Consider the following 19,887-nt stretch of genomic DNA (forward strand, 5'->3'; position numbering starts at 1 on the left):
GGGATGCAATTTTGAAAAGGACTGGGGAAAAAAGATGAAGATACTGACACAACTGGGAATCATTTTTGCGGTCTGCCTTGCGGGCAATGTGGTTTCGGCGCTGCTGCCGTTTCCGTTTCCCGCGAGCGTGGCCGCGATGGTGATTCTGTTTTTGCTGCTGCTCACCGGTGCGGTGAAACCCGTGCAGCTGGGGGAAAGCTCGGATTTTTTATTAAAAAATATGGCGATTCTGTTTATTCCATCCGGGGTGGGAATCCTCGAGCAATATGCGTTCGTGCGGGAACATATCCTGAAGCTTGCGGCAATCTGCCTTATCACGACGCTGCTCACCTTTGTGGTGACGGCATTCACCGTGCTGGGTGTGATCCGGCTGCAAAAACGGGGAAAGGCGGTGGAGACGGATGGCTGAAATCCTTTCGAGCCCGCTTTGCGGCATCGCATTGTGCATCTTCACTTTTAAAATCGGGCTTTGGGTCAACCGCAGGCTGAAAACCCCGCTCGCCAATCCGCTGCTCATCGCAATCTCGCTGGTGATCCTGCTCATTGGCCTGACGCCGCTCTCCTACGAGCAGTTCAGCGCGGGCGGTTCGGTCATTTCGATGCTGCTGCCGCCCGCGACGGCGGTGCTCGCATCTTCGATCTACCGGGAGATCGAGGTGCTCAAACGCAACTTTTTGCCGATCATGGCCGGATGCCTGGCGGGGTCGCTCACCTCGATGGCCAGCGCTTATTTTCTCTGCAAATGGTTTGGGCTGGATGAAACGCTGACTGCTTCGATGCTTCCGAAATCGGTCACCACGCCGATTGCGATGGAACTTTCGGTTGCAGGCGGCGGGATCGCCGCCGTGACAGTGGCGGCGGTCATCTTCACCGGGATTATCGGGGCCTGCCTGTCCCCCATTTTGATCAAGCTGTTCAAAATAGAAAATCCGGTGGCGGCGGGCGTGGCGATCGGCACGGCCAGCCACGCGATCGGCACCTCCAAGGCGATCGAACTCGGGGAGGTTCAGGGCGCGATGAGCGGGATCGCCATCGGCGTGGCAGGGCTTCTCACGGTGACATGGTCGCTGGTGCTGCCCTTTTGACAGAATATGGATTATACGGAAGGGAAGGCCCGCGGGCTTTCCTTTTCTTGCGTTTTGGGAAAGAGCGACAGAGATGATTCAGGATAAATCCCACATAATTTTGTATAAAACCCAGAAAGTCAGGACAACCGGGAACAGTCGACAGAAAACAGCTTTACATTGGCGAAGCGTTACATTAAAATGAAACGGACGTATGAATACGGCCCGGAGACCATTTCCCGAGGGCCCGGAAAATTTGACAGGCCAATGGCGGCCGGAAAGAGGGTACTATGGCGTTTCAGACTCGCAAGGTTGCAATCATCGGTGCCGGTCATGTGGGTTCGCATTGCGCGCTTTCGCTTATCACAATGGGCGAATGCGATGAGCTTGTCATGATCGATACGGACAAACCCAAAGCGCTCGCGCAAGCCACCGATCTGGCCGATGCCGCCGCCTATCTGCCGCACCACATCCGTGTGACGAGCGGGGATTATACAGCCTGCCGTGACGCGGATATTGTGGTGGTCTGCACGGGCCCGCGCCCCAGGTCCGGACAGCCCCGCGCGGATATGCTGGCGCAGGCGGTCGGCGTGATGAAGCAGATTGTCGGACCGGTCGTCGACTCCGGTTTTGATGGGATTTTCCTTGTGCTTTCCAATCCCTGTGACGTGCTGGCGCATTATCTGCAGAAGATGAGCGGCTTTCCTGCCGGTCGGGTGCTTGCAACGGGCACGGCGCTCGATTCGGCGCGACTGCGCAGGATTCTCTCCCGTTCGCTGATGGTCGACTCAAAATCGATCCACGCTTATGTCATGGGCGAGCACGGCGAAAGCCAGATGGTTCCCTGGTCGAACATCTCGGTGGGTGGAAAGCCGCTGCTCGAACTGATGGCGGAAAACCCGGACAGCTTTGGCCGCATCGACCTGACGGCGGTGGCGGCTCTGACCCGCCGCTGCGGGATGACTGTTCTGGACGGCAAGGGCTGTACCGAATTCGGGGTGGGGATCACAGCAGCTGAGATTATCAAGACCATTTACCATGACGAACGCAAGATCCTGCCGGTTTCGGTGCTGCTCGAAGGGCAATACGGCCAGAAGGACGTCTATGCGGGCGTTCCCGCGATCATTGGACGAGATGGGGTCAGCGGGATCGTTGAAATCAGGATGAGCGACGCCGAACGGGCCGATTTTGCGGCTTCCTGCCAGGCTCTGCGCAATGCTTATGAGGCAGCAATGGCGTTTTAAAAACGGAGGATCAGCAATGAAGCTTTCCGGGATCGACTGGAAGATGGAGATCAAGCGGTATCTTTTCATGGTGGTGGGGTGCTTTTCCTATGCGCTGGCGCTCGACCTGTTCCTTGTGCCAAATGGGATTGTGGCGGGCGGCGTGACCGGCGCGGCGACGCTGGTGAATATCCTGACCGGTTTGGGCGTTGGTCTGGTGAGTATCCTGCTCAATCTGCCGATTTTGCTTTTGGGGCTGCGTTCGCAGGGGCTCGCGTTTATCCTGCGGTGTTTTCTGACCACGGCGGTGCTTGGCTTTTTCATTGATTTCCTGGCCTTCCTGCCGCCGCCCACCGATAACCCACTGATGGCGGCGCTTTACGGCGGCGTGGCGCAGGGAATCGGGATCGGGCTTTTCTGCCGCTACTATGTCTCCAGCGGCGGCACCGAGCTGCTCGCACGGGTGATGATGCCGCTCTTCCCAGGCGTTTCACTTGCCAATATCCTGGCGGTGCTCGACGGGCTGGTGGTGGTCTGCGGCAGTTTTGTGCTCGGGGACGCGGAAAACGTCCTGCGCGCGCTGATTGTCATCTTCGCTTCGGCCAAGGTCAGCGACCTGATTATCGCGGGCCTCGACTATGCGAAACTTTGTTACATCATCACCGACCACCCGGATGAGATTGCAAAGACGCTGCTCGAGAATTCGCCGCGCGGCGTGACCAAAATTGGCGGCGAGGGGATGTACACCAAGACCGAAAAAAATATCCTGATGACCGTGATCAAAAAACAGCAGATCACCCAACTGCGCAAAATCGTGCTTCAGATCGACCCTTCGGCCTTTATCATCGTGAGCGAGGCGACCGAGGTACTCGGCGAGGGATTTCAGAAGATTGCGCCGTGAGCAGATAAAAACAGGCAACCGCGCACCGGACAGCCAGCCGGCGCGCGTGTATTGCGGAAGGAAGGGGAATCCCGATGGACTGGACAGCACCGGAGGTTTTCAATACCGGCTTCAACCGGCTGCTCGGCATCGAGCTCGTGGAATGCAGAAAGGGTGCGGCCACAGTGCGTATGCGGGTGACGGACGCCTGCAAGAACCCGGCGGGGATTGTGCATGGCGGGGCGCTGTTCTCGCTGGCGGATACAGCGGGAGCAAATGCCGCGGTCTGCTGCGGCACCCAGGTGGTCACCGTGGAAAGTGCGATTAAATATCTGCGCCCGGCCGGGGATACCCAATATCTCACGGCAAAAGCCAGGGAAGTGAAGCGCGGCAGGCAGATCAGCTTCTATGAGGTGTGCATTGACGCTGACGATGGCCGTGAAATCGCGCGGGTCAGCCTGACCTATTGCCTGTCGGGCCCCCATGCCCAATAAGTTCCAATCCCAACGCCCCGGTTGCGGGGCGTTTTTACTTGTCGGGAAGCGCTGCTTGTGGTATCATATTTTTATGATTCTTCGTGCGCGGTCGCGCATGAACTGATATAGAGGGCCGGATGACCGGCTCACGGGGAGGTGCTCGGATTGGAGCATTTTATGACTGAAATCGTCACGCCGTTTCACGCGCCCTCCGGCGACGCGAAGCTGGTTCTGTTTGCCGATGAGGAAATTCATGACGGCGGCGGAGCGGAACAGGAGGTCGGCAAATATCTCAGCCGCTGCGCCGCCTATGCCGCCGCCTGCAAGGTGCATCTGGTGAGCGGCCTGTTTGTGCACCGGGACAATCTTTGTCTCTGTCTCATCGACCCGAAAGGAAGGCCTCTCTGCCGTCAGCCCGCACTGCATCTTTCGCTGCCGCAGGAAGGCCGTTATGCCACCGGCAGCGAGGTGGCGGTAACCCATACCGAACTTGGGAATTTCTATCTCTGTGTTGACGCGGACATCTATCATCCGCAGACGGTGCGCGCCGCCGCGCTCAAAGGCGCGGATGTGGTCCTGTCGATCCAGCACCTCGACCCGGCGGAGGATACCCCCGAACGCCAGATGCGTTCGATCTGGAACGCCGCGCAGAGCAACAATCTCTATGTGGTGAACCTTTCCGCAAAGGGCGGCTCGGTGGCCTGTCCGGCGCCGATTACCCGCGCGCGGGACGGTTACCTCGTACGCCGCACCGGGGCGTTCCCGATGCGCTTCGGGCTGAATCTCACGCGGCTGGACGATGTGCGCAGCGGTTTTCAGATCATGGAGAACATCAACACCCGGTTGGTTCAGAACTATGCCGCGGAGTTGGGGAGGTGAGCGGGATGAATAAGACCTGGCTTGATATCCTGTCGTTTCTCATGTCCTTTCAGGTCACGCCGAAAAAGATCGACCGGATTCTGGAGGCGAAGGGCCGCCGGGAACAGCAGAATACCGCGTTTGTCGCACCGGAAGCGGTTCGGGTTTCGGCGGTGCAGCTTTCGGTGCGCAAATACCAGAACCTCAAAGACTATGCCGGGCAGATGTATGATCTTGCAAAAGAAGCCGCTGAAAACGGGGCACAGCTGGTTGTCTTTCCAGAATATGTGGGGCTGCTGGCGGGCACGATGCTGCCCAATTATGAAAAGATCATCGAATGGGTGCTGGATGGGGAAAACAAGGTGGGTCTTTCGGGCGTGAAGCTCGCACCGGAAAAGGTGCGGCTGCTCGCCGAAACCTTTCACCACTTCCTTTATGAAACCTATATGTATACCTTCAGCGCGATCGCGCGGCTGCTGCGGATCTATCTTGTAGCGGGCACATGCCTGTTTTATGAGGACGGCCAACTGCGCAACCGCTGCGTGGTGTTCGGCCCGGACGGAGAACCGGCCGGCGCGCAGGAGAAGGTGAGCGCGGTGGGATTTGATAAGGCGCTTGGCGTCACACCGTGCGACGTGATCGAGACGATCCCCACACCGATGGGTGATATCAGCGTTGTAATCGGCTCGGACAACTATTATTTTGAATGTGTGAAAATTGCCCGGGCGCGCGGGGCGAAGATCATTGCGGCGCCTGACTCCCGCGAAGGGGTCACGCGGGATCTGCTGCGCTGCCGCGCGGACGAACAGAACCTTTATACGGTTTATTCCTGCCTGACCGGCACGCGGGAACATACCACCGCGCTGGCCGGAATCTTTGCGCCGGTGGGGATTACACCCGGCCGGGATGGATTTGTCGCCTGTGCCGCGGATACCGAGCCGCAGACGGTGACGGCGCGAGTAAATCTCGAGAAGCTCGAGCACGTTTTTACCGAAAGCGGGCCGAATCCGGAATTTTTGCGGGGGGATTATCTGCACAGCTACCGCTACTGTGGGACGCCGCCGCTGGGAGAAACAGAATAAGAAAAAGGCGGACGGACGCAAATGCATCCGTCCGCTTTTTTACGCAAAAAAAAACGAACCAAACGGTCCGCTTAAAAGTGAAATGACTGGAGATAAAATAAGGAGGGGGATTAACTTAGAAACGCAAAGTTTCTGAAAACAATTATAACATGGGTGGCTTTTTAAATGGTGAACAATCTATGAACAGGCACAATATATTGTATCCGAAAGACAAGATAAGTCAGTTTTTGCGCAATTTTTGGAAAAATGCGGTAAGCGCCGCCGCGCATTCCTCACGCCGTACGCCGCCTATCACTTCCGGCTTGTGGTTGAATGGCAGAGCGGCAAAATCGCTCACCGAACCGAAGCAACCGGCTTTGGGATCGGAAGCGCCGAATATGAGCCGCCGGATGCGCGCGTTTATGATCGCGCCCGCGCACATCGGGCAGGGCTCGAGCGTCACATAGAGATCGCATTTATGCAGCCGCCAGCCGCCAAGCGCCCGGCAGGCCATGTCGATTGCTTCCAGTTCGGCGTGTGCAAGAGCATTTTTTCCAGTTTCCCGGCGGTTCATGCCTGTGCCGACCACTTCGCCGTCCCAGACGGCGACCGCGCCTACAGGCACCTCCCCGATATTGGCCGCCTCCTGCGCCAATTCAAGCGCAAGGCCCATATAATACGTGTCGTCGTGCATAATCCACCTCAAAGCCTCGAAAAGTTTAAAAAAATCACCCATGCGAAGAGCAGCAGCATCATGACAACCGGGAAGTGGGTGAAGAATTTCCCGAGCAACTGCAGATCGCGCAGCGGGCAGCGGCTTTTTGGCACAGAAAGGTCTGCCCGCCGGATGCCGACCAGATACACCAGCCCAAACGCGGCAAACACCACATAAAAGAAAAACAGGGCGATCTGCAAAATGCCGGCAATGGGCGCATACAGATTCTGCGTGGCAAGGGTTATCAGGATTGCCAGCAAGTTGTTGACAAAATGGATCGCGATGCCCGTCCAGATCGAATTGGTTTTGACCACGAAATAGCCGAGCGCCAGCCCAAGCAGAAAAGCATTCGGAATCTGCACCATGTTGCGGTGCAAAAGTGAGAAGAGCAATGCTGAAACAACGATTGCAAAACGGTCTCCGTATCGCCGTAAAGAACCCAGCACAATGCCGCGCTGGGTGAATTCCTCGATCAGCGCGGGTACAGCAGTGGTGTTGACAATCATCAGCAGACCGGCAAGCGGGTCCTGCGGGAAAGAAAAAGCGATATCCATTGGGAAAAGACCGAAGATCGAGAAAAAAAGCGAGAGGACCATCGAGGAAATCACGCCGATTACAGAAAGCCCGAGCGATATCCCGGTGACGGCGGCGAGCACGGGTGGATATGGCGGGTCGCGGGGGATTTCCCAAGTGTGGTAACGCACCAGTTTTGCATAGAGCAAAAATGGAAACAAAAATGCCACAAGATAAAGCAGGGTGGTGAACAGCTCATTGATGAGATCAAGCGACACCGGCAGATTCCGGCCCCACAGCACATCGAGGATAAGCCAGGAGGCGAAAGTTTGCAGGATATAAAGCAGCAGGACGCTGAGAATCACAGTCAGCGCGAGCAGACCGCATTGCATTTTGAAAGCGGAAATGCACGCGGCTTTTTGGGCGGCGGCGCGCTGCTGCGCTTCGTCCGGGCAGCTGTTGGGATTTCCATAATTTTGCGGAATGTTTTGGTACATGGCAGTTTCCTTCTCCCAATTTATCGTAAGCCGCGGAAACGGCGGAAAATGTGTTCTTATATTTGCAGCATATCACGACCGCAGCCGAATCGCTTTGCGCTTATTATGCGTTTATTATATCACAAATTCGGTTTTCCTGCTTGCGTAGGCGCACAATTTACAAATTGGAAACAACATCGCAATGAATTAATCTTGACTTTATTGGTATAGTTTGCTAACTTTTAACTAGAACAGCATATAAATTTGAAGGAGGCAAAGAAATGGCCAACCTTGTATCCACCCAGAACATCAGCTTTCTGCTCGTATTCGCGGAAGGCCTCCTGTCTTTTTTCTCCCCATGCGTGATTCCGCTGATACCAGTTTATGTAAGCTATCTGGCGGGCAGCGCGGAAAAAGGCCCGGATGGGCAGCCAGTCTATGCCCGCGGCCGCACACTTTGGCATACTGTCTGTTTTGTGCTCGGAATTTCGTTTGCCTTCTTTCTGCTGGGAATGTCGTTTTCGGCGCTTGGGCAGTTTTTGGGCGGGCATAAAACCCTCCTCACCCGCATCGGAGGCGTCATTATCCTGCTGCTGGGCCTGGTGCAGATCGGCTTCTTTGAACTGAAATTTTTGCAGCGGGAACGGCGGTTCCATCTGAATCTTGCGGGCAAAAAGGTCAGTCCGGTTATGGCCTTTGTCATGGGATTCACCTTCAGTTTCGCCTGGACGCCCTGTGTGGGTCCGGCGCTTTCATCCGTGCTGATCCTCGCGTCAGGTGCAAAATCCGCGCTGGTGGGCAATCTGCTCGTGCTGGTCTACGCGGCCGGGTTTGTCATCCCATTTTTACTTTTGGGACTGTTCACCGCGCAGGCGCTCACCTTCCTGGAACGCAACCGCAAACTGATGAAATATACCATCAAGGCGGGAGGCGTGATCCTGATCCTCATTGGGATCATGACCTTTACCGGTTGGATGAATGGTATCAGCAGCTACCTCAATTCCTTTGGCGGCGTCAATGTCCCGCAGGCGTCCTCCTCGCAGGCGGTGGAACCGCCGCAGCCTGCGCCGTCCGAATCCGCTGCGTCCAGTGAATCCGCCGAACCGGTGCCGGCGCCCTCCGGCGCCTCGGGCGTGGCTCCGGCTTCCGAACCGGAGCCGGAAGCCTTCCCGGCGTTCGATTTCACGCTGACCGACCAGTATGGCAATACCCACACCCTTTCGGATTACAAGGGGAAAGTGGTGTTTTTGAACTTCTGGGCAACCTGGTGCCCTCCTTGCCGGCAGGAGATGCCTCATATTGAGGAGCTTTACAATGAATTGGGCATGAACCAGGAGGATGTGGTATTTTTGGGCGTTGCCAACCCCAAGACCGACAGCTTCCCGCACAATCAGGATGTGACGGTCGAAGAAGTCAAACAGTTCCTCACCGACAACGGCTATACATTTCCGACCGTGATGGATGAAACCGGAAAGGTATTCGGGGATTATATGATCAATGCGTTCCCAACCACCTTCATGATCGACCGGGATGGCAACATCTATGGATATGTCCCCGGCGCGCTCAGCAAGGAGATCATGCAGAATATCATTGACCAGACGCTGGAGGCTGTGCCCGCGCAGGGATAAAACGGCAGCGTGGAACGGTTTTTGCCGTTCCACGCTGATTTTCCGGATAAAAAGGAACCACCGTTTCGCTATCCGGACGAAACGGTGGTTTGGAACTTTGACAGCACCCATGTGACAATCGAAAGGGAAACGATCTATGGGTTGATGAACAAAGCGATTGCCTATTTCAGTAAAGAAACCCTTGGTTGATTTCCTTGACTGTAGTATACCCAATCTGAGTGGCTTTATGTCAAAAATTGTTCCGAATTGCATAAATTTTGTTCCCAATTGCATCAGCCTGTCCGAAGCAGCCCAAATTAACCGGTGGCCGCGCAGAAATGCAGCTTCACGGTAAAAATCCCGGCCGGATCGATTTCGATTTGCATAAAGCCGCCGGTGCTTTCAATGAGCTGCCGGGTGGAGGAAAGCCCCACCCCGTGCTGGGAAGGGTCCTGCTTATCGGTGAGCGGCAGCCCGTCCTGCAGTTCGATTTTGCCGGAAAAGGTGTTGCGGATCTGCACGGTGATCCAATCGGGACTCACCACGCTGTCCAACTTGATGAAACGGTTCTGTGCTTCACATTTTTCACAGGCCTCATAAGCGTTGTCCACCAGGTTGCCGAAGATCCGGCAGAGTTCGAGATCTCCAAGCCCGATGCGTTCCGGCAGGTTTACCAGCGCCGAGAAATCGATCCCTTTCTCCCGGCATCGCCCAGCGCATTCCTGCAGGATCGCGTCGACCACCACGTGGTTTGCATAGCGGGTGTATCGCAGCGAGCTTTCCATCTCGTCATCCATCTGTCCGAGCAGATCGAGCGCCTTCTGGTCCGCGCCTGCGCGCAAAAGTGCACGGGCGGTCTGCACCATATGGCGGTAGTCGTGCTTGAAGGCGCGCAGATCATTCACATATTTGGTGTATTGCTGGTAATGGACCACCTGGCGCTGGAGCTGTTTCTCCGTCTGGCGGGTTTTGAGCTCGTACTCGATATAGGAGCTGACATCCACCGCATACCAGAACACCATCAGGAAAGCCGCCATGGAGATCACACTGGTGATGAGATGGAACCACGGGATCCAGATGCCGGAAAATCGATCCGCATAGACATAGCTTTCGAGCAGCAGATAACCGAACAACAGGTACAGGCAGGTACAGACCAGCCGGCGCTGGTCTGTGCAGCGAAAGAGCAGGTGGATGCGTTCATACGGCATCCATTTCCCGATCAGGCAAAGCAGGAGGATGCAGACCAGCAGCGCCAGCAGCAGCGAGACATCATAAGAAAGATTGTCATTCACCACGTCATACATGGTCGTCCCGCGAACCAGTGCGAACAGTGGGATCAGAACCCCATGCGCGCACAGCAGAAGGAATGGCCCGTAGCCGCACGCAAGCAACAACAGGGACGGAAAGCCGGTGCGCAGCAGGAAGAAATAATCGGCGGCAAGCAGGACGGTAAAGATCACATAGATGAAAAAGATGGCGAGATCCAGCCAGAGGAAGACCCCAAGCGTGACAATGTTGACAAACGCGAGGCCCAAAAGCAGCGCCGGCCGTTTTTTCTGGGTGGGCAGGCAATTCTGAACATAGCCGTTGATCAATAGGTTGAGGGTCAAAAAACCGCAAAGCAGCAGTCCATAAAGCAGAAAGAGGCCCGGTTTCATAATCCGCCTCCTGTGGACAGGAAGCGGGAGAGCACTTCCTTAACATTTTTGATGTGGGTGCGTCCCAGCGGGACCGTTTCTCCGGAGGTCAGCAGGATGTCCTCCTGCCCAAGCCGCCGGATGCGCGCCAGGTTTACCAGAAACGCGCGGTGGGTGCGCACAAAGCCGCGCGGCAGAAGCCGTCCCTCCAGTTCGCTCATACTCGAATAGAAATCGAAGGTGCCTCCGTCGTAATGAACGGTGACGATTCGTTTGGTGACTTCAAAATAGGTGATTTCCCGAATGGGGATGGCCATGCGTTCGGCGCCGCGCTCACAGTCGAACAGCTCGGCGGATTCCTGCCTGGAAAGGCTGGCTGCCCGCAGGAAAACCTCCTCAAACTTTTCGATGGAGGTGTCGCCTTTGAGCAGGTACTGCAGCGGTGAAACGTCGAAGCTTTCAAAGACGTATTCGCGTGCGTTGGTCAGGAAGATGATCTGCGCGCGGCAGCCGGACGACCGCAGCTTTTTGGCGGCTTCGATGCCGTTGAGCCTATCCATCTGCACATCGAGATACAGGATGTCCACCCCAAACTGGATATCGTCCAACGCAAAAAGCAGCTGTTCCGCATTCCCAAAACAGCTGAGCTTATATTCCATGCGGTGTTTTTCCGCAAGCTGTGCAAGCAGTTCCTTATACCGGGAGATGATCGCGGGATCGTCATCGCAGAGCACGATATGAAGCATCTGGAAGAACCTCCAAAAACAGGATACCATATTTGAAAATATTTTAGCACAAAATCTACCGGATGAACAGCCCTGCCCGCGGATTGCTTCAATTCGCGCGGACAAATGGGCATGATAATGGCAAAAGGAACTTTTGAAAGGAGCATTTTACATGAATCTGCAAAAATGCGGGATTATCGGCTGCGGGGCAGTCGGCGCGACAACAGCCTATACCTTGGTGAAAAGCGGGCTTTTTTCCGAACTGGTACTGCTCGACGTGAACCGGAAAAAGGCCGAGGGAGAAGCGATGGACATCGCGCACAGCGTGCCGTTTGTGCGTCCGGTAGAGGTGTATGCCGGGGACTATCCGGACCTCGCGGACTGCGGGATGATCATTTTGGCGGCAGGCGCGAACCAGGCGCCGGGCGAGACCCGCATCGACCTGGTGCGGAAAAATGCGAAAATTTTCGGCCAGATCATTCCGGAACTTGTCCGTCATAATACCGACGCGATCCTCCTGGTGGTGACCAACCCGGTCGATATCCTCACCCAAATCACCCTGCGGCTTTCCGGTTTCCCGGCAAACCGGGTGATCGGATCGGGTACCGTGCTCGACACTGCCCGGCTCAAATACCTGCTCGGCGGAAAGCTTGGGGTCGATCCGCGCAACATCCACGCCTTCATCATTGGGGAACACGGCGACACCGAGCTGCCGGTTTGGTCTTCCGCGAATGTATCGGGCATCGATCTTGCCGATTTCTGCAAAAGCTTCGGCGTCTGCGAGGACCTCTCCTGCATGAACGAGATCTACGAGGATGTCAAAAACAGCGCCTACCAGATCATCGAGCGCAAGGGCGCGACCTTTTATGCGGTCGCGGCCGCCATCCAGCGCATCTGTGAGGCAATCGTCCGGGATGAAAATTCGGTTCTGCCGGTTTCGAGTCTGGTGGACGGGCATTACGGACTGCACGGACTCTGCCTGGGCCTGCCCGCAATCGTTGGGCGCAGCGGTGTGAAGCGGATTCTCGACTTTCCGTTGAGCGCGACCGAGCAGGCCGCGCTGCGGCATTCGGCCGATACGCTCAAGTCGGTGCTCGAGACGCTCGACTGACCTGCAACAAAAAAGGTTCGCCTTCGACCGGGGAATATGTTATACTGTGCCTATGAGATGCGTGCTCACAGCAGCAACCAAACAGACAGGAAGTGACCATTTATGGCCAGCGACAAGAAATTTGCGGTTTTGATTGACGCGGACAATATTTCGGACAAGTATATCAAGATCATCCTCGACGAGATTTCAAACGACGGGATCGCCACCTACAAGCGTATCTACGGCGATTGGACCAAGCCCGCGCTCAACTCGTGGAAGAACGTGCTGCTTGACAATTCGATCACTCCGATCCAGCAGTATGGCTATACGGTCGGCAAAAATTCCACCGACTCCTCACTCATTATCGACGCAATGGATATTCTCTATACAGACAAGGTGGATGGCTTCTGCATTGTTTCGTCGGACAGTGATTTCACCCGGCTTGCAGCGCGGCTGCGTGAATCCGCCATGGAAGTGGTGGGTATGGGCGAGCGCAAAACCCCCAAGCCTTTCATTGCCGCCTGCAACCGGTTTAAGTATCTTGACATCCTCTACGAAACGGCTACCGCCCAGAAACAGCCAAAACAGAAACCTGCGGCAGAAAAGCCTCCCATGAAGGTACAGCCCGAAAAGCCGGAAAAAGTGGAAAAGGCCGCCCGCTTCAAATCTGCGGAACCGGCGGAACCGGTTCGGGTCGCGCCGCCTGCCAAGCAGGAAGAAAAGGAGATGACCGACCTCGATACGGTCAAAGCGGCGATCCGCACCATCGTTACCGAGAATTCGGACGAGGATGACTGGATGTTCATCGGCACCATCGGAAACCTGCTCGTTAAACGCTATCCGGACTTCGATGTGCGCAACTTCGGTTTTAACAAGCTCACCCCGTTTGTTGAATCGCTCGACATGTTTGATATTAAAAGCGTACGTACCCATGACAGCAGCGTGAAACTCATCTATGTCAAGATGAAGTGACTTTGCGTTGCGCCGCAAATGCACGCTTTTGCGCCCTGCGCGTGCCCGGGTCCCATGGTTAAATTTTAAACAATGTCCGCAAGGCATCCGTCGCTGCTGTCCAGTGCCTCAAACGCCAGCCGTGCGCCCAGACGAAACCCATTCACGAACGCTTCGAGCGACCCTTCCGCGTCGATTTCATTGTAAAGCGCGCTGAAGTCGGCAAAGAGCGACAGCTCTTTGCCGTCGAGCAGCTCCATCAGCTTGGTCTCGCAGTCGGACATCCGCTCAACCTTGCGCGCGTATGCCGTTTGCGGTCTGATCAGTTTTACACTCGGATTGAGATTGCCGTAGTACAGCTCTTCAATGGTGGAACGCATAAAATCATCTCCCAATATTTTTACTTATTCTACTGCAATTTGCAGTAGAAGTCAATACCGCAATTTGCGGTATTGTATAGTGTATTGGGTGATGATTATGTATCAAAGGATTAAAGATTTAAGAGAAGATGCAGACTTAACGCAAAAACAAATCGCACAGATGTTAAATTGCTCTCAGCAGGTTTACAGCAATTATGAACTTGGTCAACGGGATATTCCGACGGACATTTTAATTAAGCTTTCGGAAATCTATCATGTTTCCGTGGGATATATCCTGGGTGTAGAAGATTAAGAAGGCCGCTTGTTTTTAAATTTTATTATTGCACTAGAAATAGTGCGATAATATCATGAAAAGCTGTTAATACCAATATGTAAATTGCACTAAAATAGGTGCAAAGGGGTGTTGATATGCAGTCTGAATATGATAAATTGTTTGGGGCAAACCTTCGAAAACTTCGGGAAAGCAAGAAAATGACGCAGGAACAACTGGCATCTAAACTTCAAACGAATGATTGCGATATTACGCGAAGCGCGCTGGCAAAGATTGAAGTTGGTCAGCGTCATATCTACGCATGGGAGATTAAAGCTTTGAAAAATGCGCTAAAAGTTCCATATGAGGAACTGTTTATTTAAAAGGCCGCCGGCTTCGCCGGCGGCCTTTCTATTTCGATATCGCGCGCACGGGGCCGCGGGGTGTCCCCGCGTGTCTTTCTTTGGTTCCTTTCTTGGACAAGCAAGAAAGGAACCCTGCGGAGCAATCCCGAGCGCTCGGAGGGCGTAAATCGTGCGCGCGGCGAAACGCGCGTCATTTCTCTTTTGGCTTTGACAGCAACGCACAAATCAAAGAAAAGAACAGCGCGGCGGCAATCCCGGCGGCGGAAGCGGTGAGTCCACCGGTGAGTACGCCGAGCAGGCCATCTTTTTGGATCGCTTCCCGCACGCCTTTGGCAAGCAGATTTCCAAAACCGAGCAGCGGGACCGAAGCGCCCGCGCCTGCGAATTCAACAAGCTTGGGATAGAGCCCGATTCCGCCGAGGATCACGCCCGTGACCACATAGCCGGTCAGGATGCGGGCTGGAGTGAGCTTGGTGTAATCGATGAAGATCTGGCCGATGGCGCAGAGTACGCCGCCCACGAGGAACGCTTTTAGCAGAGGAATAAAAATATCCATTAAAGCACACCTCCCGTCTTTTGGGTTGAGAGGTAGACAAGATGCGCGATGGAGGCGATGCTTTCCCCCTGTTGGATGACAGTCGGGCTGAGCAGCGCGCCGGTTGCGATAAACAGGACGTTATTGAGCCTGCCCTGGCGCATGAGCGGGAGAATGTGCCCGCACATGACCGAAGCCGAGCAGCCGCAGCCGCTGCCGCCGGCATGGACATCCTGTTTTTCCAGGTCGTAAAGCATCAGGCCGCAGTCGGTATGCGCGTGCTCCAGATTGTAACCGTCTTTGAGGGTGAGTTCCCGCAGGATTTTGGTTCCCACCTTGCCGAGGTCACCGGTGATAATGAGGTCAAAATTTTCTGCATTCGTGCCGGTATCCTGGAAGAATCGGGTTATGGTCTGCGCAGCGGCAGGGGCCGCTGTCATAATAGGACAATCGTGGTTCAGGCGGTTTTGTCGTGACCGCCCGGCAGCAGTCCGGGATGGTTTTCCCGGATGTAATCGGATGCTTTTTGATATTCGTCGGTGAATTTGAAACGGATGGTGATTTGTTTGCCCTCATGGACGAGGATACAATCGACCAGTTCCACAAGGATTTCGCGGGTGAGCGTTTGGATATTGCGGTGCCGCAGGAAACTTTTCAGAAAGGTGTTTTGCGAATCCAGTCCGTTTGAAGCCTGCCGCTGCTCCTGTTCGAGCCGGGAGACGGCTTCGGAAAGCTGGCCTGCCCGCGCCTGATAATCTGGCTTCATGGCGTGGTATTCCTCCCGGGTGATGTCCCCGGCTTTCCAGTCCTCATAAAGCGACTGCTTGATTGCTTCCATGCGGGCAAGCTCCCGGCGGGCATCCGCGAGCGCTGCCTCCAAGCGGCCGGACTGCCGTTTGCCGCCAGGCGAACGGTTGATTGCGTCAATGAGCTGATCCATCTCAACCGCGAGTTCAACCTGTTTCTGGATTGACTGGAGCACTGCCGTTTCAAGCTCGTCGGCGCGGATGGTGTGCCGGGTGCAGGCGGACCCGGCGGTCTTTTTGTAGGCGGCGCAATGGTAATAGATGTAGTCGCGGCAGGGCTGGGAAATCCGCTTTTTGACCATCGCCCTGTTGCAGTCGGCACAGCGCAGGAAACCGGAAAAAAGCGAGAGCTGATCGCTTCCGGGCGCGGTGCGGGTGTCGCGGCCAAGCAGGTTCTGCGCCTTATCGAAATCAGCCCGTTCCACAATCGGCTCATGGGTGTTTTCCACCACGATCCAATCCTCCTGTGGAACTCCGGCCGCCTTCTGCACTTTGTAGCTGCGCACCCGGTTGACTCCCTGCACAAGATTGCCGATGTACATCTGGTTTTGCAGGATGCGCCGGACGGTGCGGTCATGCCAGAGCGCGCCGCCGCGGGCGTTTGAGGGGCTGTGGTAGTTAAGCCCGGCCAGCTGTTTATAGGCTGCGGGGCTCGGCACACCGAGGGAGTTGAGCTTACGAGTGATGCCGAGGATACTCATCCCGCCGAGGAACCACCGGTAGATATCGCGGACGGTTTGCGCGGCGGGTTCGTCGGCCAACAGGCGGTTTTTGTTGTCCGGGTCCTTGCGGTAGCCGTAACAGGCGAAGGAACCAATAAAATCCCCGCGCTTGCGCTTCATGTCGAGCGAAGATCGCACCTTGTTGGAGATGTCGCGGCAGTATTCGTCATTGATGATGTTTTTGAACGGGACAATCAGATTGTTCATCGCCTGTGGGTTTTTATAGCTGTCAAGCATGTCGCCCACCGAGATGAACCGCACGTCGAGGAAGGGGAAAATCTGTTCAATGTATTTGCCAACCTCAATGTAATTTCGGCCAAAACGGGAGAGATCTTTGACAATGACGCAGTTGATTTGCTTCTGGCGGATCTTCTCCATCATGCGCGAAAAGCCCGGACGGTCGAAATTGGTGCCGGTGTAACCGTCATCCACATAGACATCCGCGAGCGTGAGTTCCGGTTCGTTTTCCAGATAGGCGCGCAGAAGGCTGCGCTGATTTTGAACGCTGTCGCTTTCCTCTTTGTCGCCGTCTTCCCGCGAAAGCCGGATGTAGAGCGCGGCCTGCCAGCGCTTTGCCGCACAGGCGGCTATCGTTTGTTCGGTAAATCTGCTTTTACGGGCCATTTCCGGTCTCCTTTCCTGATTGGAAACAGCCTGCGTGCAGAGAAAGGTCCTACTCGGACATTATACCACGCACGGCCGCCGCGCCGCCAGCCGCAGGTTATTCCAATCATTCCAGATTTTGCTTTTTGGCAATCAGAAAGCCCTCCATCCGCTCCTGCAGCGAGGGGCCGTCCGGCAGAAATTCCAGGCCGACGGACACCGGGCCGCACCGATAACGGTAAGGGTCTCCGGCCTGTCCGACAAACCGGGCGATCCGTTCGGGACAGGGAAGGCTTTGGTCAACCGCGAGGTCGGAAAGTTCTGGCAGCTCGCGGGCGGGCGGGCCGCCGAAAGGTTCATTTTTCATGGGACATCCTCCTGTTCTCAGGATAGTTTGAACGGTTTTGCAGGCGTTTAGTCAGCCTTGGACAAAACGGTTCCAGGGGATCTTCACAGGAGGAAAATCTCCTAAATGGGCGGCAAAATGTTCTGCAATTTTTCATAATGGGGCGCGTAAACATAAAATTTTTCGGGGTATCTCGTAAAAATACTTCATTTCCTTTTCAAAACGATTCCCCTATACTGAAAACACAAGATCGTCGCTGGCGTCCGGCGGATTTGCCGGGTGCCCCCGATGAAATGTTGTAAACCAGCCAATTAGGAGGGAAATGAAAAATGAAAAAAGCAGTAAGATCGGTTCTCGCGGCACTTCTCGTCTGCGCCATGATCGCCGGCTGCGGACAGAGCAGCACAGCTCCCGCTTCTTCCACGGCTCCAGCCGCATCGGCAGGCGCTGACAGCGCCGCTCCCGCGCAGTCGGAGGAAGGCCCCATCAAGATTGGTATGCTGGAAGACCTTTCCGGAGACTTTTCCCTTTGCGGAACCTATAAGACCCATGCGATGGAGCTCGCCATCAAAGAACTCAATGAGGCGGGCGGCCTTTTGGGACGTCAGCTCGAGCTGATCGCTCCGGACTGCCAGAGTGACAACCAGCGCTATCAGGAGATGGCCCGCAAACTGATCCTCGACGACCAGGTCGACGTGATTATGGGCGGATTCTCGAGCGCATCCCGCGAAGCGGTCCGCCCGATTATGGAAGAGAACAAGATGCTCTACTTCTATAACAACCAGTATGAAGGCGGCGTCGCAAGCCATTACACCTTCTGTACCGGCGCGATTCCGGAGCACCAGGTCATGCCGCTGATGGAGTACATGATCGAGAACTTTGGCCCGCGTGTCTACACGATCGCCGCGGACTACAACTTCGGCCAGCTCACCGCACAGTGGGTAAAGAAGGCAACCGAGCAGTACGGCGGAGAGATCGTCGGCGAGGAATTCCTGCCGCTGTCGGTTTCGCAGTTCTCCTCCTCGATTGACAAGATCCAGAAGGCTGACCCGGACGTCCTGGTCGTCCTTTTGACCGGCGTCACCCAGTCTTCCTTCTATGGCCAGTGGGCCACCGCCGGCATGGATGTGCCGATCGCTACCACCATCAACATCGCCCAGGGCTATGAGCACAAACGCTTCGATCCGCCGGCATGCGCCAACATGTATGTCACCGCGCAGTTCGTCGAAGAGCTTGACACCCCGGCTGCGGTCGATTTCGTCAAGCGGTTCCATGAGCTCTATCCGGATGAGCCGTACGTTGGCATGGAAGCCGCGGCGCAGTACACCGGTATGATGCTCTACGCGGAAGCGGTCAAAAAGGCCGGCACCACCGAAACCGAAGCGGTTATCGCGGCGCTCGAATCCGGCGTTTCCTATGACGGCCCGGCGGGACTGGTCACCATTTATGGCCCTACCCACCATGCGATCATGGATATCTGGATCGTCTATTCGGATGAAAACCACAATATCAGCTTCAAACAGAAATATGACCAGATCGTGCCGGATTGGCTCGAGAAGGAAAAAGGCGTCGATCTGACCAAGGAATCCCCCAACACGCAGTTCACCCCGTGATGACCCTGCGTAACTGGACCGATATCGTTTTATAACCGGGAAGGCCGGCCTTTGTCCAAATATGCGATGAGGGCCGGTTTTCCGGTTATCAGGGGAGGCAAAAACCGTGCTTAACAGCATTTTCAACTATTTTTATCAGTTTCTGGACAGCTTTTCATTTCTGATCCTCGCGGTTGCGGGGCTCGCGATTATCTTCGGGATGATGGGGATTATCAATCTGGCCCACGGAGAATTCATCATGCTGGGCGCTTACATGTTCACCATATTGGCCAAGGCGTCGGTGCCGCTCTTCCTGGCGGTTATCCTGGGCGCGCTGTTTGTTGGCATGTTCGGCTATGTGGTGGATAAGCTGGTCGTGTCGCGGCTCTATGGCAGGCCGCTCGATTCGGTCGTCGCCACCTGGGGCATCAGCCTGCTTTTGCGGCAGGGAATCCTTATCCTGATGGGGCCGTCACTGCCTGGGCTCACCACCCCGCTGGGAACTTTCGCGGTTGGCGAAAGCACCTATTCGGTCTACCGTATCCTGCTCGGCGTGGTTGCGGTGCTGGTCCTGGTTGGGCTTTACTTTTTGTTTATGCACACCAAATTTGGCCTGCATTCGCGCGCGACCATGCAGGACAATTCGGTCGCGCAGTCGCTTGGGATCAATGCCCGGCGGATGTATTCGACCACCTTCATGCTTGGTTCCGCGCTGGCGGGGCTGTGCGGCGCGCTTTACGCGCCGACCATGACGATCACGCCAACCATGGGGCAGGCGTTCCAGAACGACAGCTTTGTCACAGTCATCGTCGGCGGCGCGGACCCGCTGGTCGGCATGGCGCTTTCGGGCGGTGTGCTCGGCGTGATCCAGAGCGCGCTCTCGCTGTTGTTCGGCACCTTCTTCGGCAAAATGGGCCTTCTTGTCGTGGCAATCATCGTGATCCGCGTATTGCCCAAAGGCTTTTCCGGTCTGGTCGAAAAGCATATGGTGAAAGGCAAGAGGTGATGGTGA

At 55.5% G+C, this 19,887-nt stretch carries 24 protein-coding genes; 15 read left to right on the forward strand and 9 right to left on the reverse strand.

Annotation, left to right across the window (positions count from 1 at the left end; translation table 11 throughout):
- The first annotated feature begins 34 nt into the window (after positions 1 to 34).
- From BN4275_RS09210 to BN4275_RS09240, 7 genes are all read left to right on the forward strand, one after another.
- Positions 35 to 409, forward strand: a complete 375-nt coding sequence (locus BN4275_RS09210; RefSeq protein ID WP_066457135.1) for a CidA/LrgA family protein — start codon at positions 35 to 37, stop codon at positions 407 to 409.
- Positions 402 to 1,085 carry an LrgB family protein gene (locus BN4275_RS09215; RefSeq protein ID WP_066457137.1) on the forward strand — a complete coding sequence of 228 codons (684 nt, stop codon included), beginning with the start codon at positions 402 to 404 and terminating at the stop codon, positions 1,083 to 1,085. Before BN4275_RS09210 ends, BN4275_RS09215 begins: the two co-directional genes overlap by 8 nt.
- 269 nt (positions 1,086 to 1,354) lie before the next feature.
- A complete protein-coding gene (locus tag BN4275_RS09220; RefSeq protein WP_066457140.1) occupies positions 1,355 to 2,308 on the forward strand; it encodes an L-lactate dehydrogenase in 954 nt (317 codons plus the stop codon).
- Positions 2,309 to 2,324: 16 nt separating this feature from the next.
- Complete coding sequence (locus BN4275_RS09225; RefSeq protein ID WP_158572749.1) at positions 2,325 to 3,188, forward strand: YitT family protein; 864 nt, start codon at positions 2,325 to 2,327, stop codon at positions 3,186 to 3,188.
- Between the two features lie 74 nt (positions 3,189 to 3,262).
- On the forward strand, positions 3,263 to 3,661 hold the full coding sequence (locus tag BN4275_RS09230) for a PaaI family thioesterase (RefSeq protein WP_066457147.1): 399 nt from the start codon (positions 3,263 to 3,265) through the stop codon (positions 3,659 to 3,661).
- A gap of 147 nt (positions 3,662 to 3,808) precedes the next feature.
- The gene (locus BN4275_RS09235) at positions 3,809 to 4,522 is read left to right on the forward strand and encodes a carbon-nitrogen hydrolase family protein (protein WP_066457150.1); all 714 of its coding nucleotides are present in this window, start codon (positions 3,809 to 3,811) and stop codon (positions 4,520 to 4,522) included.
- 5 nt (positions 4,523 to 4,527) lie between these two features.
- Positions 4,528 to 5,583: a nitrilase-related carbon-nitrogen hydrolase gene (locus tag BN4275_RS09240; RefSeq protein WP_066457153.1), complete on the forward strand. Its 1,056-nt coding sequence runs from the start codon at positions 4,528 to 4,530 to the stop codon at positions 5,581 to 5,583.
- Positions 5,584 to 5,803: 220 nt separating this feature from the next.
- Here the strand turns inward: BN4275_RS09240 and BN4275_RS09245 are convergent, their stop codons facing one another.
- A complete protein-coding gene (locus BN4275_RS09245; RefSeq protein ID WP_066457156.1) occupies positions 5,804 to 6,256 on the reverse strand; it encodes a nucleoside deaminase in 453 nt (150 codons plus the stop codon).
- An 8-nt stretch (positions 6,257 to 6,264) separates the two neighbouring features.
- Positions 6,265 to 7,287 (reverse strand): CPBP family intramembrane glutamic endopeptidase, encoded by a 1,023-nt coding sequence (locus BN4275_RS09250; RefSeq protein WP_066457158.1) that lies wholly within the window; start codon positions 7,285 to 7,287, stop codon positions 6,265 to 6,267.
- A gap of 260 nt (positions 7,288 to 7,547) precedes the next feature.
- Between BN4275_RS09250 and BN4275_RS09255 the strand changes: the two genes are divergently transcribed.
- Both BN4275_RS09255 and BN4275_RS09260 read left to right on the forward strand, forming a co-directional pair.
- Positions 7,548 to 8,894: a redoxin domain-containing protein gene (locus tag BN4275_RS09255; RefSeq protein ID WP_066457162.1), complete on the forward strand. Its 1,347-nt coding sequence runs from the start codon at positions 7,548 to 7,550 to the stop codon at positions 8,892 to 8,894.
- Positions 8,895 to 8,903: 9 nt separating this feature from the next.
- Entirely contained in the window at positions 8,904 to 9,083 is a 180-nt protein-coding gene (locus BN4275_RS09260) for a hypothetical protein (protein ID WP_066457165.1), read from the forward strand.
- 107 nt (positions 9,084 to 9,190) lie between these two features.
- Here BN4275_RS09260 and BN4275_RS09265 read toward each other — a convergent pair whose 3' ends face one another.
- Entirely contained in the window at positions 9,191 to 10,531 is a 1,341-nt protein-coding gene (locus BN4275_RS09265) for a sensor histidine kinase (protein WP_066457168.1), read from the reverse strand.
- Entirely contained in the window at positions 10,528 to 11,256 is a 729-nt protein-coding gene (locus BN4275_RS09270; RefSeq protein ID WP_066457171.1) for a LytR/AlgR family response regulator transcription factor, read from the reverse strand. The genes BN4275_RS09265 and BN4275_RS09270 overlap by 4 nt, the downstream gene beginning before the upstream one ends.
- Before the next feature lie 151 nt (positions 11,257 to 11,407).
- Between BN4275_RS09270 and BN4275_RS09275 the strand changes: the two genes are divergently transcribed.
- Together BN4275_RS09275 and BN4275_RS09280 are read left to right on the forward strand one after the other, a co-directional pair.
- Complete coding sequence (locus tag BN4275_RS09275) at positions 11,408 to 12,346, forward strand: L-lactate dehydrogenase (RefSeq protein ID WP_066457175.1); 939 nt, start codon at positions 11,408 to 11,410, stop codon at positions 12,344 to 12,346.
- A 102-nt stretch (positions 12,347 to 12,448) separates the two neighbouring features.
- Entirely contained in the window at positions 12,449 to 13,297 is an 849-nt protein-coding gene (locus BN4275_RS09280) for an NYN domain-containing protein (RefSeq protein ID WP_066457178.1), read from the forward strand.
- Between the two features lie 65 nt (positions 13,298 to 13,362).
- Here BN4275_RS09280 and BN4275_RS09285 read toward each other — a convergent pair whose 3' ends face one another.
- Positions 13,363 to 13,656 (reverse strand): DUF6809 family protein, encoded by a 294-nt coding sequence (locus BN4275_RS09285; protein ID WP_066457181.1) that lies wholly within the window; start codon positions 13,654 to 13,656, stop codon positions 13,363 to 13,365.
- 97 nt (positions 13,657 to 13,753) lie between these two features.
- Between BN4275_RS09285 and BN4275_RS09290 the strand changes: the two genes are divergently transcribed.
- The gene (locus BN4275_RS09290; RefSeq protein ID WP_066457183.1) at positions 13,754 to 13,948 is read left to right on the forward strand and encodes a helix-turn-helix domain-containing protein; all 195 of its coding nucleotides are present in this window, start codon (positions 13,754 to 13,756) and stop codon (positions 13,946 to 13,948) included.
- Positions 13,949 to 14,064: 116 nt separating this feature from the next.
- Complete coding sequence (locus BN4275_RS09295; RefSeq protein WP_066457185.1) at positions 14,065 to 14,289, forward strand: helix-turn-helix domain-containing protein; 225 nt, start codon at positions 14,065 to 14,067, stop codon at positions 14,287 to 14,289.
- Between the two features lie 172 nt (positions 14,290 to 14,461).
- On the opposite strand, the gene spoVAE is transcribed toward BN4275_RS09295, so the two are convergent.
- From spoVAE to BN4275_RS09315, 4 genes are all read right to left on the reverse strand, one after another.
- Positions 14,462 to 14,827: a stage V sporulation protein AE gene (spoVAE, locus tag BN4275_RS09300; protein ID WP_066457187.1), complete on the reverse strand. Its 366-nt coding sequence runs from the start codon at positions 14,825 to 14,827 to the stop codon at positions 14,462 to 14,464.
- A complete protein-coding gene (locus BN4275_RS09305; RefSeq protein ID WP_079988189.1) occupies positions 14,827 to 15,246 on the reverse strand; it encodes a beta-ketoacyl-[acyl-carrier-protein] synthase family protein in 420 nt (139 codons plus the stop codon). Before BN4275_RS09305 ends, spoVAE begins: the two co-directional genes overlap by 1 nt.
- Positions 15,247 to 15,263: 17 nt before the next feature.
- Positions 15,264 to 16,958 (reverse strand): recombinase family protein, encoded by a 1,695-nt coding sequence (locus tag BN4275_RS09310; protein ID WP_066457190.1) that lies wholly within the window; start codon positions 16,956 to 16,958, stop codon positions 15,264 to 15,266.
- A gap of 106 nt (positions 16,959 to 17,064) precedes the next feature.
- Complete coding sequence (locus BN4275_RS09315; RefSeq protein WP_066457193.1) at positions 17,065 to 17,304, reverse strand: DUF6870 family protein; 240 nt, start codon at positions 17,302 to 17,304, stop codon at positions 17,065 to 17,067.
- Between the two features lie 308 nt (positions 17,305 to 17,612).
- Between BN4275_RS09315 and BN4275_RS09320 the strand changes: the two genes are divergently transcribed.
- The gene (locus BN4275_RS09320; protein WP_202614988.1) at positions 17,613 to 18,896 is read left to right on the forward strand and encodes an urea ABC transporter substrate-binding protein; all 1,284 of its coding nucleotides are present in this window, start codon (positions 17,613 to 17,615) and stop codon (positions 18,894 to 18,896) included.
- 106 nt (positions 18,897 to 19,002) lie between these two features.
- Entirely contained in the window at positions 19,003 to 19,881 is an 879-nt protein-coding gene (locus BN4275_RS09325) for an ABC transporter permease subunit (protein ID WP_066457196.1), read from the forward strand.
- Positions 19,882 to 19,887: the final 6 nt, after the last annotated feature.

This window comes from Anaerotruncus rubiinfantis (assembly GCF_900078395.1).
Lineage (GTDB): Bacteria > Bacillota > Clostridia > Oscillospirales > Ruminococcaceae > Anaerotruncus > Anaerotruncus rubiinfantis.